Source organism: Microbacterium sp. (assembly GCF_032084865.1).
GTDB lineage: Bacteria > Actinomycetota > Actinomycetes > Actinomycetales > Microbacteriaceae > Microbacterium.
This window is the reverse complement of sequence record NZ_DAMDLU010000015.1, coordinates 1-16,733: the sequence shown is the minus strand read 5'-3', so window position 1 is coordinate 16,733 and position 16,733 is coordinate 1. Positions and strand designations below refer to the sequence as shown.

The following is a 16,733-nucleotide window of genomic DNA, read 5'->3' as shown; positions in this document are numbered from 1 at the left end:
CGCAGGTCAGTTCAGGACGGCGAACTTGCCGTCCTTCACGATCTGGACGACGGCAGGGTGCTCAGCGTCACGGTCCTTGTTGATGCTGATCGACCCGAGCGGGGTGGCGAGGTCCTTGACCTCGCTCAGTCCCTTCTGCACGTCGGCGCGCTCAGCCGAGCAGCCGGCACGCACCGCGTGGTCGATGATCAGCATGCCGGTGTAGGCCTGAGCGGCGAACTGGTCGGGACCCGCGCCGTACTTCTCCTCGAAGGCCTTCATGAAGGCGGTGTTCTCGGGGCTGTCGGATGCGGAGTTCCAGGCGGCGCCCACGATGACGCCCTCGGCGGCATCGCCGGCGTCCTTCATCAGAGCCGGGTTGTTGAAGCCGTTGCCGCCGATGATCGGCTGGTCGATGCCGAGCTCACGCGCCTGGGTGACCAGCGGGATGGCCGCTTCGATCAGCGCCGAGACGACGATGGCATCCGGCTTCTTCTCCTTCGCGGCCGTGAGGAGGCTGCGGAAATCGGTGTCCTTCACCGAGAACTTCAGGGTCTCGATCACGTCGACGCTCTCGTCCTTCAGAGCCGATTCCATGACCTTGAAGCCCGACTCGGTGAAGGCGTCGTCGTTGCTGTACATGACGACGACCTTCTTCAGGCCGAGCTCCCCCTTGGCGGCCTTGATGGTCTGCGGGATGACCTGGGCTTCGGTGAGCGAGTCGCGGAAGATGAAGTCGCCCTGCTCGGTGATGCCGGTGGCGGTGTTCGAGATCGCGAGAACGGGCATGCCGGCCTCCTGGGCGATGGGCTGCGCCTGGAACGCGGTGTTCGAGAGCGTGGGGCCGATCACGACGCTCTCGCCGCCCGACACGAAGCCCTCGAACACGCTGATCGCCTGACGCGGATCGGTGCCGTCGTCCTCGACCTTGAGCTCGTACTCGACGCCGTCCTTCTCGTTCAGGTCTGCGACAGCGAGCTCGAGGCCCTTCTGCTGCGACTCCCCGTAGCTCGCGGCGGCACCCGTGAGGCTGAGCGCAGCGCCCACGGGAACCGCACCCTCGATGACGCAGGAGTCGCCGCTGCCCGAGCCCTTCTGGCCTTCGGCGGAGCCGCTGCCGCCGCCGTCGGTGCTGCTGCACCCGGCGAGAACCAGAGCGGAGGCGGACAGGATGACGGCGGTGCGGAGAGCGTTACGCATGGGGAATCCAATCGACGGGCGCGGTGACTGCAGATCGCCGACGGAGACACGGACTTCGTGCGACCGGGTGCGCGCACCATCATCCTCGAGGTGCGCGCTGTGGCGACCTCTCGATCATATGCCGGGTCGCGCACCGGTTCAGGCTCACCAGATGACGGCGATGCCCGCGTTCACCAGGGTCAGCACGCCGATGCCCCAGAACATCGCCGACGGCACGTGGCCGCTCTTGCGCTGTCGGGCCTGGCCGATGCCGAGCAGGGCGCCGATGATCAGGAGGACGACGAGCTTGGTGCCGATCTTGGCGTAATTCATGCCATCCTCGGCCATCCAGTCGGGCAGACCCCACGGGGCTGCGAGCGCCAGGCCCGCCACGGCGGCGATCGTGACGCCGATGTGCATCAGCTTGACGATCTCGCGCTTCCCGCCGAAGGCCTGCACCGCCCACGCTCCGAAGAGCACGGCGAAGCCGACCAGGTGAACGAACAGGACGATGTGGCGCAGGGTCTCCATGACCCCAGGCTATCCGGTCTGGCGCGGCGGCTCAGCCGCGCAGCGCCCGGACGACGAGGGCGGTGCGCAGCGCCGCATCCGCGGCCTCGGCGCCCTTGTCCTCCTTCGAGCCCTCGAGGCCCGCTCGATCGAGCCCCTGCTGCTCGTCGTCGAGGGTGAGCACCCCGAAGCCGATCGGCTTGCCGGCATCCAGCGCCACCCGGCTGAGCCCGTCGGTGGTGGCCGAGGACACGTACTCGAAGTGCGGCGTGCCGCCGCGGATGATCACGCCGAGCGCGACCACCGCATCCGCCCTTCCGGCGAACGCCGCCTGCGCGGCGACCGCCAGCTCGAACGACCCGGGCACGCGCACGAGGGTGTGCGCGGCGCCTGCCTCGTCGAGCACGCGCTGCGCGCCCGCGATGAGGCCGTTCGAGATCGTCTCGTGCCAGGTGCCGGCGATCACGACGACGCGCAGTCCGCTGCCGTCGATCGGGGTGCTCGGGGTGGGGGCTCCTGCGCCGCTCATGCGTCGTCCTTTCCGAGGGCGTGGGCGAGTTCGTCCGCGCCGATGATGTGACCCATGCGATCGCGCTTGGTCTCGAGGTACTGGTGGTTGTTGGGGCCGACGCCGACGATCAGCGGCACCTGCTCGACGACGTCGAGGCCGAGGGCCTTCAGCTTCTCGACCTTGTCGGTGTTGTTCGTGAGCAGACGCACCTTCGAGATGCCGAGGTCGGTGAGGATGCCGGCGGCCGCCGCGTACTCGCGGGCGTCGGCGGGCAGGCCCAGGGCGAGGTTGGCGTCGACCGTGTCGAGGCCCTCCTCCTGCAGCGCGTAGGCGCGCAGCTTGTTGATCAGCCCGATGCCACGGCCTTCGTGACCGCGCATGTAGACGACGACGCCGCCCTCCTCGTCGATGCGGTCGAGGGCGGCCTGCAGCTGCGGGCCGCACTCGCACTTCTGCGACCCGAACGCCTCGCCGGTGAGGCACTCCGAGTGCACGCGCACCAGCGCGGTCTCGCCCGGTGTGCCCGACACGATGGCGATGTGGTCGGTGCCGCTGATGCGGTCCTTATACGCGAGGAAGCGGAAGGTGCCGTGCTCCGTCGGCACATGGGCATCCGCCCGCAGGCTCACCCGGCGGCCGGTGCGCTGAGCGAGGCAGTCGGCTTCGTCGCGCGGGTCGACCTCGTTCAGGTGCGCGATGAGCTGCTCGATCGTGATCACGGGCACCCCCTCGCGCGCGCCGAGCTCGAGCAGCGCCGGCAGACGCATCATGCTGCCGTCGTCGGCGACGACCTCGGCGATCGCCCCGATCGGCTGCAGACCGGCGAGCCGCATCAGCTCGACGGCCGCCTCGGTGTGCCCCCCGCGTTCGCGCACGCCGCCGTCGACGGCGCGCAGCGGCAGGATGTGGCCGGGGCGGATGAGGCTTGTGGCGACGGATGCCGGGTTCGCCAGCACATTGAGGGTCAACGCGCGGTCGTGGGCGCTGATTCCTGTGGTGATGCCCTCGGCGGCGTCGACGCTCACGGTGTACGCCGTGGTGCGCGCGTCTTCGTTGGTCTCGACCATGGGCGGCAGGTTCAGGTGGTCGGCGAGGTCGGCGGGCATCGGGGCGCAGATGAGGCCCGAGGTCCAGCGCACCATCCAGGCCATCGTCTCGGCGGTGGCGAGCTCGGCGGAGATGATGATGTCACCCTCGTTCTCGCGGTTCTCGTCGTCGGCGACGATGATCGGCTTGCCGGCGCGCAGCGCGTCGAGCGCATCGGAGAGCGGGGACAGGCTCATCGCGAGCCTCCTTCCGGGGCGGAGCGGAACGCGAGCAGGCGCTCCACATGACGGGCGAGGATGTCGGTCTCGAGGTTGACGATGTCGCCGGGCTCGAGAGCACCGAGGATCGTGGCCTCGAGCGTCTCGGGGATGAGCGATACCTCGAACCAGTGCTCATCGTCGGCGGTCCCTGAGCCTTCTTGGGTCCCTGAGCCTGTCGAAGGGCCGGCGCTCACCGCGCTCACCGTCAGCGACGTGCCGGCGACGCTGATCGAACCCTTGTCGACGACGAGCGGTGCGAGCTCGGCGGGCAGGCTGATGCGCAGCACGCTCCACTGGGCGCCGGGGCGCACCTCGAGCACGGTGCCGACGCCGTCGACGTGGCCTTGCACGATGTGGCCGCCGAGGCGGGCTCCGACCGGCATGGCCTTCTCGATGTTCACCCGCGAGCCGACCTGCACGGTGCCCAGCGCCGACACGTCGAGGGTCTGCTTCATGACGTCGGCGTCGAAGGTCGTCTCGGTCGACGCCACGACGGTGAGGCACACGCCGCTGACGGCGATCGATTCGCCGTGCACGGCATCCGCTGCCGCCTTCGGCGCAAGCACCGTGAGCCGCCATCCGTCGCCCGATGCCGAGATCGCGGCGATCTCGCCGATCTCCTCGATGATTCCGGTGAACATCAGCTTCCTTCCTCTACCGCGACGGGGGCCGTGGCGGGCTGTGCGGTGGCGAGCAGGTCGTCCTGTACCGCGACGGGGGCCGTGGCGGGCTGTGCGATAGCGAGCAGGTCGGCGCCGAGTGGCATCCACTGCTCCACCTGCAGGCGCAGGGCGTCGCCGATCGAGGCGACGCCGATGTCGGTGAGTGCGAGCCGCTCGCCGCCGAGCAGCACAGGCGCGATGTACGCGAGCACGGTGTCGGCGAAGCCGGCGCCGATGAACGCGCTCGCCAGCGTGGGCCCGCCTTCGACGAAGACGCGCTGCACGCCGCGGTCACGCAGATCGGCGAGCACGGCCGACAGGTCGCGGGTGTCGTAGAACAGCGGTGTGTGCGGATGCCTACGCACGGCGGCCTGCGGGGGAGTCGCTCGTGAGCCGATCACGACGGGGATCGGCTGGTGCGGGTACAGCGCATCGCCGTCGCGCGCGGTGAGAGCGGGGTCGTCGGCGAACAGGGTTCCGGTGCCGACGACGATCGCATCGGCCTGGGACCGGCGTCGGTGCACGTCGGCGCGCGCGTCGGGTCCGGTGATCCAGTGGCTGCTGCCGTCGGAGGCTGCGGACCTGCCGTCCAGGCTCTGCGCCCACTTCACGGTGACGTGCGGCCGGCCGAGCCGCTGCACGGTCAGCCAGTCGTCGATGAGGTGGCGTGCGGCATCCTCCTGCTCGCCGCCGACGACCTCGACACCCGCCGCGCGGAGTCGATCGCCGCCGCCGCTGGAGAGGTCGCCCGGGTCGCCCGTCGCGTAGACGACGCGCGCGACGCCCGCGTCGATCAGGGCCTGCGCGCAGGGTCCCGTGCGTCCGGTGTGGTTGCACGGCTCGAGCGTGACGACGGCGGTGGCACCGGATGCCTGTCCCGGGGCGAGCTGCGAGAGCGCGTCGACCTCGGCATGCGAGGTGCCCGCACCGCGGTGCCAGCCCTCGGCGATCACATCGCCTGCAGGGGAGAGGATGACGGCGCCCACCTGAGGATTCAGACCGCGCGGACCCATGCCCGCGAGCGCGAGGGCGCGATGCATCGCATCGCGTTCGGCCTCGGTCACTGCCATCGGTCATCCTTCTCTGGGTGCCCGGGGTCTGCAGCGCACGCGTGCGCCACGTGCTGCCTCTCTTCCGGACTAGCGAGCGGATGCTCGCATCACCGTCGGTTCCGGATTTCCACCGGATCGGCGCCTGTCACCAGGCGTTCGCGGACTGTCACCGCCGGTTCGGATTCTCACCGACCCCGGAGCACGTTGATGCTCTGAGTCTACTCAACGTGCATCAGGGGGATTCATTCCCCGCCTGCGCTGAGTGTTCCCGGTTGCGCAGGGTGATCCCGGTTGCGCAGAGCGGTGCCGGATGCCGATCGGCCCCGGCGCAGGAATCGCGCCGGGGCCGATCGGAGGCTGTCGGGTCAGCCGGCGTCGCCGCTCGGGGTGCCCTTCGCCTTCGGGGTCACGGTCAGCGCGGCGCGGAGCTCGACCCGCTGCCCGTCGACGACCTGCGCGAGCACGAGCTCGTACGAGCCTTCGTGCGCCTTGTTCGGCACGGCGATGTCGGCGGTGAGGCCGCCCTCGGCATCGGTCCGCAGCTTCTGACCGAGCGCGATCGGCTTGCCGTTGCCCTTCTTCACCGCGGTGGGCACCAGCGTCGCCGTCACGGCGGTGTCGGGCGCGAGCCCGGTGGCCTGCACCGACACCGCGCCGCCTCGAGCGACCTCGGGCGAGCTCAGCGTCAACGCGGGCTCGGGCACCTCGGTGCCGGGCACCACCCCGCCGACGTTGATCTCGGCCGCGCCACCGAAGGCGTTGCCGCTGATCGACGACAGCCCCACCAGCTTCAGGTAGCGGCCGCGCTCCGGCTGCTCGAACTCGAACACCTGCTCGCGGGAGAGATCGAGGAAGGCGCCGGTGAGGGCAGCCCCGCCGAACTCGTCGGGTGAGTCGCTCACGTAGACCTCGAAGTCCCTCATCCGCGCGTTGGACTGACCCGCGCGCTGAGTGTAGGCGAAGCCCGACACGTCGTACTGCGCGCCGAGATCGATCGTGATCCAGTGCGGATACGGGGTCTGCGCTCCCTGCCACTGGGTGTGCCAGAAAGTCGACACGTTGCCGTCGATCGCGTTCGCAGCTCCGGCCTGCTCGCCGACCGTCTCCTCGGAGTCGACACCCGCGATCGAGAACAGCGACTGATCGAGTCGGTTCTCGAGCGGCACGAGCGAGGATGTCACCGCGGTCCGGTCCGACGCCGTGCGGTCGCCTGCGACGGCGGTCACCGGGTACGTCCCGCTGTAGGTCTCAGCCACCACCGGCAGCGACAGTGCGAGGCGGCCGTCCTCATCGGGGCGGACGGTGCCGAGCTCGCGATCGCCGAGGGCGATCGTGACGTACGAGCCGGGCTCGAAGCCCGACAGCGTTCCCGGCAGGCGATCGCCGGCGTCGACCTTGTCGGCGACGTCGATCTTCGGAGTGACCGACGGGTCCCACTCGGCCGGCACGGCGGGATCGGGCGTGCCCGCCGCGACCCTCGCGGTGAATGCGGTGACCGTGCCGTCCGAGAACGTGACGGTGCCGTCGTACTCGCCGGCTTCGGCGTACGCGTGCGCACCCTGCACCGTGTACAGACCGCCCGCGCTCAGCACGGTGCGGGCGGCGTCGGTGCGGAAGGTCGCCGCCGTGGCAGGCGTCCCGTCGCCCCAGTCGATGGTGGCGTTCGTCGTGCCTTCGAGCGTCGAGGCGCTGACGCCGTCCGCGTCATCGATTCGGTCGACCGCGAAGCCGCTGCCGTCGGCCGATGCCTTGGTGCCGGGAGCCGCGACCGTCGCGACCGACAGGGTCAGGTCCCTCCCCGGCGACACCGCGACCGGACGGCCCGCGCTCGACCACCGCCAGGCGGTCGCGGCGCCATCGTAGAAGTTCGTCTCCATGGCCAGCAGCCGCTCGCCGATCGACGCCATCCGGGCGGTGAAGTCGGTGACGTCGCGCTGCGCCTGCGGAGTCCAGCCGATCTCGGCGTGCGAGATCACCCGTGGGAATCCGAGGAACTCGGCCTGCTCGCCGCCGCGGATCGTCTCGGCCCACATCGGCCCCTCGACGCCCAGGATGTACTCGTCGGGAAGCTTCTGGCCGTTGTCGGTCACGACACCGGCCGGATCCCAGTTGTAGTACGCGGGGAAGTCGCCGGTCCCGGCCCAGGTCAGGCCGATCGGCGTCTTGCTGTTGTACTTCATGTCGAGGTAGGCGCTGCTGCTTCGCGAGAGCACGAGCTTGGCGCCTTTGTCCTTGACCGCGGCGAGAGTGTCGGCCGTGCCTCCGACCCAGTACTGGATCGCGTCGTCGGGCTGCACTCCGCCGATGGACGCCTCGTTCCAGCCCATCATCTTCTTGTCGAGGTCGTGCACGAGCTGCACCGACCTGGTGATGAACGTCACGTAATCGTCGTGCGGGGTGACGTGCGACTCGTCGCCGCCGATGTGGATGTACTCGCCGGGCGTGAGCGCGGCGAGCTGGGTCAGCACGTGCTCGAAGAAGACCCAGGTCTGCTCGGAGTTGGCGTCGAGGGTCGAGTAGCCCACTTCGCCGGTGCCGTTCGCCGGCACCCGGCCGCTCTCATCGACGCCCGGGCGGGTGGCCGGGGTGTTCAGCTGTTCGATGGCGTGCAACGCGGCATTGGTGTGCGAGGGGGCGTCGATCTCGGGCACGATCGTGATGTGCCGCGTCGCCGCGTACGACACGATCTCCTTGTACTGCTCCTGCGTGTAGTAGCCGGTGCGGCCGAGCTCGTTCCGGTAGCCCTGCCGGGTCATCGCCGTGGCGCCCGAGCGTGAGGTCAGCTGGGAGTAGTCGATGGTGTCGCCCTCGACCCGGCCCTCGTTGGTGATCTCGAGCCGCCAGCCCTGATCGTCGGTGAGGTGGAAGTGCAGGGTGTCGAGCTTGAACGCGGCCATCGAGTCGAGGTACGCCTTCACCTCGTCGACGGTGAGGAACGAGCGGGCCACGTCGAGCATCGATCCGCGGTGCGCGAAGCGAGGCGCATCGGTGATCTGCACCGCCGGGGCTGTCCAGGCCGCCTGCACCACGGTGTTCGACTCGATGAAGGCGGGGAAAAGCTGTCGCAGCGTCTGCACGGCGTTGAACGCGCCGTGGTCGGTGGCGGCGGTGATCGTGGCGCGGGAGGCATCCGTCGAGATCCCGTACGCCTCGTCCTCGCCGGCGAAGCCCGGCACGTCGTCCTCGGCGAAGACGATGTCGCCGTCGCGGGCTCCGCTCTCGACGATGGGCAGGTCGTATCCCGTCGAATCCCGCAGCACCGTGGCGAGGAACGTCGCGCTGTTGGCGAAGGCCGCCGGTGCGACGATGCGCGCACCTGCGCCGAGCGCGTACGGCGCGGCACCCTCCGTCGTGGCGACGTTCTGCGGAAGCGGCACGAGGGAGTCGGCACGCGATGACTCGACCACAGGCTCGGCGCCGTTCCACACCTCGAACTCCCACAGCGACATGCCGTACTTTATCCCGCCGATCGGAGTGCGCTCGATGCCCTGCATCCGTACATAGCGGTACGGGGTCGCGGCATCCGCCTTGGTGAGACGCTGCACGTCCCGTGTGCCGCAGGTGGGGGCGATCGTGTCGGTGGCGTCGACGAAGGTCGCACCGTCGGTCGAGACCTGCAGCGTGTACGTCGCAGCGCAGGCAGCCTCCCACTCGATGGCGATGTGGTCGATGACCGTGGGCTCGGCGAGCTTCACCGTGACGGCCGCGTCGTCGCTCGTGTTCGACGACCAGCGCGACTGCTCCCGTGAGGGGTCGCCTGGGTTCTTGATGCCGTCGATGACCAGGGCGGGGCCCCACTGGCCGGGCACCTCCTGGCCGGTCGCGGTCACCTCGCCGCCGTGGGATGCGAGCGCGACGTTCATGCCCGGCTGCGGGGCGGAGGCCGCGGCGGCGGGGGCCGCCAGCACGGGGGCGGCAAGGAACAGCGCCGCGCCGGTGACGAAGGCCGCACCGCCCGCCGTCACTCGTCGGACATGGGTCGGATTTCTCATCGTCGAGCACCCTTCGGTGAATGTTTCCGCAAACACGCGGTTGCCCGGAATGATATGGACCGCTTACAAACCCTGTCAACGGTTGCGGCGAAGATGCGCGGTGAGAATGTCAGCGCTCTACTTCAGCAGCCGCGACAGCCGACGGTCGGCGAGCACCTTGCCACCGGTCTGGCAGGTGGGGCAATACTCCAGCGACCGGTCGGCGAAGAACACGCTGCGCACGGTGTCGCCGCACACCGGGCATGTTTCGCCACGACGGGCGTGCACCTGCATGCCCCGCCGCTTGGCATCCTTCAGATCCGCGGGCGGCTTGCCGGCCGCCTCGGCGATGGCCTCGCGCAGCGTCTGCTGCATCGCGTCGTACAGCCGGTCGACCTCCGCGTCGTCGAGATTCGCGGCGGGCGCGTAGGGCGACATCTTCGCCGCATGCAGGATCTCGTCGCTGTACGCGTTGCCGATGCCGGCGATCAGCCCCTGGTCGCGCAGCAGCCCCTTGATCTGGGTGCGCCGACCGGTGAGCAGGGCGGCGAAAGCGTCGCGGGTGAACGCGGGATCGAGCGGGTCAGGGCCGAGTCGGGCGATGCCTGGCTCCTCACTCGGGTGACGAGCGACGTACACCGCGAGCGACTTCTTGGTGCCCGCCTCGGTGAGATCGAACCCGCTGCCGTCGTCGAGCGCCACCCGCACCGCGATCGGGCTGCGGCCCGGCTTGATGAGGGTGGTCGGCAGCTCCTCGTACCAACGAAGCCACCCCGCCTTCGCGAGGTGGAAGATGAGGTGCAGATCGTCGCCGAGGGCCAGATCGATGAACTTGCCGCGCCGCGCGGCGCCCGTGATCCGGGCATCCTGCAGCGCTGTCACCGGCGGATCGAACGTCTTCAGCGCCGCGATCGCGGCCACGCTGACGCGCGTGACCGTGCGCCCCACCGCGCGGGCCGCGAGGAAATCGACCAGTCCCTGAACCTCCGGCATCTCGGGCATGCCGTCATCCTGTCACGCACGCGGACTGCGGAGGTCGGAAATCTCAGACGATCCGGGCTCCGGCCGGCGCGTCGGCCGCTGACGCGCCGTGCGCCCGGCATCCGGTCCGAGATCTCCGACGGCACCCGACCGGATACCCGCGGCGCGGCATCAGAGCACCGGCCATGCGACCGGTGCGCGGTCGTCGGATGCCAGAAGCCCGGCGACCCACCCGTCATCCCGGCCGCGCGGGCTCGTCAGTCCGTGGCGCAGCATGCCCTCGTAGCGGAAGCCGAGCGAGCGCGCCGTGCGGGCCGACGGGATGTTGCCCACCACCGCCCGCCAGCTGAGCCGCACGAGTCCCAGCTCGTCGAAGGCGAAGGCGATCACGGCTCGTGCCGCTTCGACCATCACACCCTGTCCTCGAAAGCCGGCGACGCTCCAGAACCCGATCTCGGCCTCGCCGCCGTGCGTGTGGTCGGTGATCCGGTGCAGCCCGATCATGCCGGCCAGCACGCCGTCCTTGCGGATCGCCCACACGGTCTCCGCGCTGTCCGCCCACCATGCCGCGACGAGCTCGACGAAGTCGGCTGCGTGCTGCCGGGTGTACGGACTCGGCACGGTCGTCCAGCGCGGCACCTCGGGATCCTGACAGGCGTCGGTGATCGCGTCGATGTCAGCGTCGGTCGGGATGCTGAGCACGAGCCGCTCGGTGACCAGGGAGACGGGTTCCATCCGGCAACGTTATCCGCAGCCGGCCGGCGTCGATATCCTGGAACGAGGGGCGCCCGCGGTCGGCGGTGCGCAGAAGGAGGCGGACGTGGCGGTGCAGCAGACATCGCCGCGCGGCGTACTCGCGTCGGTGCTCGCCTCGCTGCTGTTCGGGGGGATCTTCTTCCTCGCGGGCGTGCTGAGCTCGTCCGCCGAGGTGGTCTTCGCCTGGCGGGTGCTCGTGACCTTCGCCTGCTACGCGCTCGCGCTGCTGCATCCGCTCGCACGTGAGCAGCTGCGCCTGCTCGGACGACGACTGCGCGCGCGGTGGTGGATGCCGCTGCTGCTCGTGGGCCTCGCCGCGATCATCGGCTTCCAGCTCTGGCTCTTCATGTGGGCGCCGATGCACGGGCACGCCCTCGACACCTCGCTCGGCTACCTGCTGCTGCCGATCTGCCTAGTGCTCGGCGGGCGCTTCCTGCTGGGCGCCCCGGTGAGCCGGATGCAGTGGCTGGTCGTCTCCCTCGCCGCCGTCGCCGTCGCGGTGAAGATCGCCGCCACCCCGCAGCTGTCGTGGGTCACCCTCGCGATCTGCCTGCCGTACACCGTGTACTTCGTGGTGCGCCAGCGCTTCGGGCTCGACGGTCCGATCGTGTTCGGCGCCGAATCACTGCTGATGGTGCCGCTCGCGGTGGTCTTCCTCGCCACCGCGGCACCCGGTGTGATCTCGGGCGCCGAGCTGTCGGGCCTGGTCGGCATCGGACTGGCCAGTGCGGCGGCGATGTCGCTGTACCTCGCGGCGGCGACCCTGCTGCCGCTGCCGGTGTTCGGGCTGCTCAGCTACGTCGAGCCCGTGCTGCTCGTCGGCGTCGCGCTGCTGCTGGGCGAGCGGATGCAGGGTGCGGACGCCCTCGTCTACGCCATCCTCGCCGTCGCACTCGCGGTGCTGGCCGTGGAGGGCTTCCGCGGGTCCCGGCGCAGTCGCCGGGGGCGCGGCGACCTGCCTCTGCCGAGCGATCCCGGTGCACCCGGTGTCGGCGAGCCCGACGCCGACCGTCGCGACTAGAATCGTCCGGTGACTGTTCCGGGGATTCTGCGCGCCTTGGAAGAGGCGAACCTGTACCGTGACGCCCTCACCTGGGCGCAGACCGATGCCGAGATCTCGGCGGTTGACGGGCTCGACGCCCCGATCATCGCGGGGCTGCTGCGCAAGCGCGCATCGATGGGCAAGCCGGCATCCGCCCTCGTCGTCACATCCACCGGCCGCCGCGCCGAATCGGTCGCCGCGGCGCTCGCCGCCTATCTGGGCGACACCGAGATCCTCACCTTCCCGGCGTGGGAGACGCTGCCCCACGAGCGGCTGAGTCCCAGCCCCGACACGGTCGGCAAGCGGCTCGACACTCTGCGCCGCATCGTCACCTGGACGGGCGAGAAGCCGCTCGTCGTCGTCGCCTCGGTGCGCGCCGCCCTTCAGCCGCTCGCCGCGAACCTCGGTGACGCGGCTCCGCTCGAGCTGCGCGTCGGCGGGCGCGGCATCGAGCTGGAGGATGCCATCGAGCAGCTCGTCGAGCGCGCGTACTCGAGAGTCGACATGGTCTCCCGCCGCGGCGAGTTCGCGGTGCGCGGCGGCATCCTCGATGTCTTCCCGCCGACCGCCGATCACCCGCTGCGCGTCGAATTCTTCGGCGACGAGGTCGACCAGATCCGCGCCTTCTCGGTCGCCGACCAACGCTCGCTGCCCGGCGATGTCGACGCGGTCTCCCTCGCCGCGAGCCGTGAGCTGCTGCTCACCGCCGACGTGCGCGAGCGCGCGGGCGAGCTGATCGCCCGGTTCCCGGCGATGTCGGCGATGCTCGAGAAGATGTCGCAGGGCATCCCGGTCGAGGGCATGGAATCACTGCTGCCTGTCGTCGCGGGCCCTCTCGTGACGCTCGCCGAGTACCTGCCCGAGAGGTCGGCCATCGCGGTCGTCGACCCCGAGCGCGCCAGCTCTCGCGCGCACAACCTCGGCGAGACGAATCGGGAGTTCCTCGAGGCGGCGTGGAGCGCCGCCACGTCGGGTGCATCGGCCCCCATAGATCTCGGCGCCGGCGACTTCATCAGCCTCGCGCGCATGCGGGAGATCGTCCACGAGCGCGACGGCGTGTGGTGGCGGGTGACGCCGTTCGCCACCGACGACGACGCCGCCGAGCATCTGGACTCATCGGTCATCCCGTCGTTCCACGGCAACGTCGACGGTGCGATCTCGTTCGTCGAGGCGCGGCTCGGCGAGGGCTGGCGGGTCGTCATCATCTCGTCGGGGCAGGGTCTGGTCGAGCGGGCGCGCGACGTGCTCAGCGACCGCGGCCTCGCCGCGCGTATCGTCGACCGTCTGGTCGACGACCCCGAGGGTGGTGTGGCGACCCTGGTCGCGGGATCGGTCGAATCGGGTTTCCAGGTGCCGGATGCCCGGATCGCCGTGCTCACCGACAACGAGTTCTACGGTCGCACGATCGGCGGCGACCAGCGCATGGTCAAGAAGCTCGCCTCCCGTCGACGCAACGTCGTCGACCCGCTGCAGCTGAAGCCGGGCGATTTCGTCGTGCACTCCACGCACGGCATCGGGCGCTTCGTCGAGATGACCAAGCGCGAGGTGTCGTCGGGCGGCCGCAACCCCGTCAAGACCACCCGCGAGTACCTCGTGCTGGAGTACGCGCCGGCGAAGCGCGGCTACCCGGGCGACAAGCTGTTCGTGCCCACCGATCAGCTCGACATGCTCTCGAAGTACGTCGGCGGTGAGGCGCCCACCCTGTCGAAGATGGGCGGCAGCGACTGGGCGGCCGCCAAGGGCAAGGCGCGGCGGGCCGTGCGCGACATCGCCGTCGAGCTCGTGAAGCTGTACTCGGCGCGGATGAGCTCGAAGGGTCACGCGTTCGGGCCCGACACACCCTGGCAGCGCGAGCTGGAGGAGGCGTTCCCGTTCGCCGAGACCCACGACCAGCTGCAGACCATCGAAGAGATCAAGGCCGACATGGAGCGGCCCATCCCGATGGACCGCCTGCTCTCGGGCGACGTCGGCTTCGGCAAGACCGAGGTGGCCGTGCGCGCCGCATTCAAGGCGATCCAGGAGGGCAAGCAGGTCGCGATGCTCGTTCCGACGACCCTGCTCGTCAAGCAGCACTTCGAGACGTTCACCGAGCGCTTCGCCGGGTTCCCCGTGCAGGTGCGTGCGCTCTCGCGGTTCCAGACCGACAAAGAGGCGCGGCTCACCCTGCAGGGGCTCCTCGACGGGTCGGTCGACATGGTCATCGGCACACACCGCATCCTCACCGACCAAGTCATCTTCAAGGACCTCGGGCTGATGATCATCGACGAGGAGCAGCGCTTCGGCGTCGAGCACAAGGACGCGCTGAAGAAGATGAAGACGAACGTCGACATCCTCGCGATGAGCGCCACGCCCATCCCGCGCACGCTCGAGATGGCGGTCACGGGCATCCGCGAGATGTCGACGCTGCAGACGCCGCCGGAGGACAGGCATCCGATCCTCTCGTTCGTCGGCCCGCGCAGCGACAAGCAGATCGCCGCGGCGATCCGCCGCGAGATCCTGCGCGAGGGTCAGGTGTTCTTCGTGCACAACCGCGTGCAGTCGATCCAGCGGGTGGCCTCCGAGCTCGCCGAGCTGGTGCCAGAGGCGCGGATCGCCGTGGCGCACGGGAGGATGGGCGAGCATCAGCTCGAGCAGGTGGTCGACGACTTCTGGGAGCGCAAGTACGACGTGCTCGTCTCGACCACCATCATCGAGACCGGCCTCGACATCGCGAATGCCAACACGATCATCATCGACCGCGCTGACAAGTACGGACTGTCGCAGCTGCACCAGCTGCGCGGGCGGGTCGGCCGCGCTCGCGAGCGGGCGTACGCGTACTTCCTCTACGACGAGATGAAGCCGCTGAGCGAGACCGCCGCCGACCGGCTGCAGACCATCGCGGTCAACAACGACCTCGGATCGGGCATGCAGGTCGCGCTGAAGGATCTCGAGCTGCGCGGCGCGGGAAACCTGCTCGGCGCCGAGCAGGCCGGCCACATCGCCGGCGTCGGGTTCGACCTCTACCTGCGCATGATCGGCGAGGCCGTGGCGACGTTCCGCGGTGAGGACACGAACTCCGAGGTCGAGCTGCGTCTCGAGCTGCCCGTGGATGCCCGCATCCCCGAGCACTACATCGACAGCGAGCGGCTGCGCCTGGAGGCCTATCAGAAGCTGTCGTCGGCGGCCACGGTGTCGGCCGCGGACGATGCGATCGATCTCGTCGTCGAGGAGCTCGTCGACCGGTACGGGGCGTTCCCCGACGAGGTCACCACGCTGGTGACGGTCGCGCGGCTGCGCCGGCGCGCCGCGCGAGCCGGGCTGTCGGACGTCGTCGCGATGGGGTCCAACCTGCGCATCGCCCCGGCTCGCTTCGAGGATTCGATGAAGGTCCGCCTGCAGCGGCTGTACCCGAAGGCGAAGCTGGTCGGCGGGGGCGAGGCGCTGGTCGTGCCGATGCCGACGGACTCCGACCTCATCGAATGGGTCGGCAACCTCTTCACCGCGATGTTCCCCGAACCGGTGAAGGCCGAGCCGGTCAGCGTCTGAGCGGGGTTGTTCTGTCGTGGAGCCGCACGAGGAGAACGGCGGTCCGCACCAGACTTCTACGCCCGGTAGAATTGGGTCGTGAGCTCCGAAACGATCCAGGCCGAGCGGACTCAGGTCGACCGTGCCCCGAACGACCCGTGGGCGATCGAGGCGTCGCGCCCTCAGACTCCGCGCCGCCGGCCCGATCTCTCCGCGGTGCCGAAGCGCGCGCTGTACGCTCTCGGCCTGCTCGCCGCAGCCCGCGCACTCGGGCTCGTGCTCATCGCCGAGGCCGTCGCCCGCGGGATCGCCGGCCTCGCGGCATCCGGTCTCAGCCTCGACGCCACCCGCAGCATCCTCATCCTCGGCGTCGCCGGAGCGCTGCTGCGGGCTGGAGCGGAATGGGCCGCCTCGGTCGTCTCGCGCCGCGTCGCCACCGACGTCAAACATGATCTGCGCCGGCGCCTGTGGAACCGCATCGCCGAGGGCGATCGCGCCGGAGGCGGCACCGCCGTGCTCGCCGCCGACGGACTCGACGACCTCGACGATTACTTCACCCAGTCGCTGCCCGCCCTGATCGGCGCGGCGATCGTGCCCCTGCTGGTGGGCGTGCGGATCCTCAGTGCCGACTGGCTCAGCGCCCTCATCATCGTCATCACCGTGCCGCTCGTGCCGCTGTTCATGATCCTGATCGGCAAGCACACCCAGCAGCGCACCGACGCGGCGCTCACCGCGCTCACCCGCCTCGCCGATCACCTCACCGAACTCGCCCGCGGACTGCCCGTCCTCGTGGGCCTGGGCAGGGTCGACGAGCAGACGCGCGCACTCGACGGCATCCAGCGCCGCTACCGGCAGCGCACCGAGGAGACGCTGCGCTGGGCGTTCCTGTCGGCCCTCGCGCTCGAACTCATCGCCACGATCTCGGTGGCCGTGGTGGCCGTGTTCCTCGGCCTGCGACTGCTGAACGGCACCATGGCGCTGGAGCCTGCCCTGATCGCACTCATCCTCGCGCCGGAGTGCTTCACCGCGCTGCGCGACGTCGGCACGGCCTTCCACGCCTCACAAGACGGACTCTCCGCGCTCGAGCGCGCCAAGGTGATGCTCAGCGCGCGGGCACGCCGTGACGTGCGCGTCGATCCGACCGGCCCGGTGCGCGTCGACGCCCTGACCGTCACCTACCCCGGCCGCCAGGCGCCCGCGCTGCGCGCGGTGACGGCCGAGATATCCGGCATCACGGCTGTCACCGGCCCGAGCGGCGCGGGAAAATCGACCCTGCTCG

General features: G+C 70.1%; 12 protein-coding genes. 3 read left to right on the top strand and 9 right to left on the bottom strand.

Translation table 11 applies throughout. The features are described 5' to 3' along the window. Positions 1-6: 6 nt before the first annotated feature. The 9 genes from RT309_RS03030 to RT309_RS02990 form a co-directional block, all read right to left on the bottom strand. Positions 7-1,179, bottom strand: a complete 1,173-nt coding sequence (locus tag RT309_RS03030) for an ABC transporter substrate-binding protein (protein ID WP_313355208.1) — start codon at positions 1,177-1,179, stop codon at positions 7-9. A gap of 144 nt (positions 1,180-1,323) precedes the next feature. Further along, positions 1,324-1,689, bottom strand: coding sequence for a Fe-S protein (locus RT309_RS03025; protein WP_313355206.1), 366 nt, complete (start codon positions 1,687-1,689; stop codon positions 1,324-1,326). A 31-nt stretch (positions 1,690-1,720) separates the two neighbouring features. Then, on the bottom strand, positions 1,721-2,197 hold the full coding sequence (ribH, locus tag RT309_RS03020) for a 6,7-dimethyl-8-ribityllumazine synthase (RefSeq protein ID WP_313355204.1): 477 nt from the start codon (positions 2,195-2,197) through the stop codon (positions 1,721-1,723). Next, on the bottom strand, positions 2,194-3,462 hold the full coding sequence (gene ribA / locus RT309_RS03015) for a GTP cyclohydrolase II (RefSeq protein ID WP_313355203.1): 1,269 nt from the start codon (positions 3,460-3,462) through the stop codon (positions 2,194-2,196). Before ribA ends, ribH begins: the two co-directional genes overlap by 4 nt. After that, positions 3,459-4,127, bottom strand: coding sequence for a riboflavin synthase (locus RT309_RS03010; RefSeq protein WP_313355201.1), 669 nt, complete (start codon positions 4,125-4,127; stop codon positions 3,459-3,461). Before RT309_RS03010 ends, ribA begins: the two co-directional genes overlap by 4 nt. Next, complete coding sequence (gene ribD / locus RT309_RS03005) at positions 4,127-5,218, bottom strand: bifunctional diaminohydroxyphosphoribosylaminopyrimidine deaminase/5-amino-6-(5-phosphoribosylamino)uracil reductase RibD (RefSeq protein WP_313355199.1); 1,092 nt, start codon at positions 5,216-5,218, stop codon at positions 4,127-4,129. The genes RT309_RS03010 and ribD overlap by 1 nt, the downstream gene beginning before the upstream one ends. A gap of 347 nt (positions 5,219-5,565) precedes the next feature. Next, positions 5,566-9,192 (bottom strand): family 20 glycosylhydrolase, encoded by a 3,627-nt coding sequence (locus RT309_RS03000; protein ID WP_313355197.1) that lies wholly within the window; start codon positions 9,190-9,192, stop codon positions 5,566-5,568. Between the two features lie 117 nt (positions 9,193-9,309). Beyond that, positions 9,310-10,173, bottom strand: coding sequence for a DNA-formamidopyrimidine glycosylase family protein (locus RT309_RS02995; protein ID WP_313355195.1), 864 nt, complete (start codon positions 10,171-10,173; stop codon positions 9,310-9,312). A 150-nt stretch (positions 10,174-10,323) separates the two neighbouring features. Next, complete coding sequence (locus tag RT309_RS02990; protein WP_313355194.1) at positions 10,324-10,887, bottom strand: GNAT family protein; 564 nt, start codon at positions 10,885-10,887, stop codon at positions 10,324-10,326. Between the two features lie 85 nt (positions 10,888-10,972). On the opposite strand from RT309_RS02990, the gene rarD reads away from it, so the two are divergent. The 3 genes from rarD to RT309_RS02975 all read left to right on the top strand — a co-directional run. Then, positions 10,973-11,929: an EamA family transporter RarD gene (gene rarD, locus RT309_RS02985; protein ID WP_313355192.1), complete on the top strand. Its 957-nt coding sequence runs from the start codon at positions 10,973-10,975 to the stop codon at positions 11,927-11,929. Between the two features lie 9 nt (positions 11,930-11,938). Continuing rightward, a complete protein-coding gene (mfd, locus tag RT309_RS02980; RefSeq protein ID WP_313355190.1) occupies positions 11,939-15,475 on the top strand; it encodes a transcription-repair coupling factor in 3,537 nt (1,178 codons plus the stop codon). A gap of 78 nt (positions 15,476-15,553) precedes the next feature. Further along, the coding region (locus RT309_RS02975) for an ABC transporter transmembrane domain-containing protein (RefSeq protein WP_313355189.1) at positions 15,554-16,733 on the top strand (1,180 nt) is incomplete at its 3' end.

Bases quoted from the DNA above. Each gene is read 5' to 3' on its own strand.
- RT309_RS03030 (WP_313355208.1), bottom strand. From the start codon at position 1,179: ATGCGTAACGCTCTCCGCACCGCCGTCATCCTGTCCGCCTCCGCTCTG.
- RT309_RS03025 (WP_313355206.1), bottom strand. From the start codon at position 1,689: ATGGAGACCCTGCGCCACATCGTCCTGTTCGTTCACCTGGTCGGCTTC.
- ribH (WP_313355204.1), bottom strand. From the start codon at position 2,197: ATGAGCGGCGCAGGAGCCCCCACCCCGAGCACCCCGATCGACGGCAGC.
- ribA (WP_313355203.1), bottom strand. From the start codon at position 3,462: ATGAGCCTGTCCCCGCTCTCCGATGCGCTCGACGCGCTGCGCGCCGGC.
- RT309_RS03010 (WP_313355201.1), bottom strand. From the start codon at position 4,127: ATGTTCACCGGAATCATCGAGGAGATCGGCGAGATCGCCGCGATCTCG.
- ribD (WP_313355199.1), bottom strand. From the start codon at position 5,218: ATGGCAGTGACCGAGGCCGAACGCGATGCGATGCATCGCGCCCTCGCG.
- RT309_RS03000 (WP_313355197.1), bottom strand. From the start codon at position 9,192: ATGAGAAATCCGACCCATGTCCGACGAGTGACGGCGGGCGGTGCGGCC.
- RT309_RS02995 (WP_313355195.1), bottom strand. From the start codon at position 10,173: ATGCCCGAGATGCCGGAGGTTCAGGGACTGGTCGATTTCCTCGCGGCC.
- RT309_RS02990 (WP_313355194.1), bottom strand. From the start codon at position 10,887: ATGGAACCCGTCTCCCTGGTCACCGAGCGGCTCGTGCTCAGCATCCCG.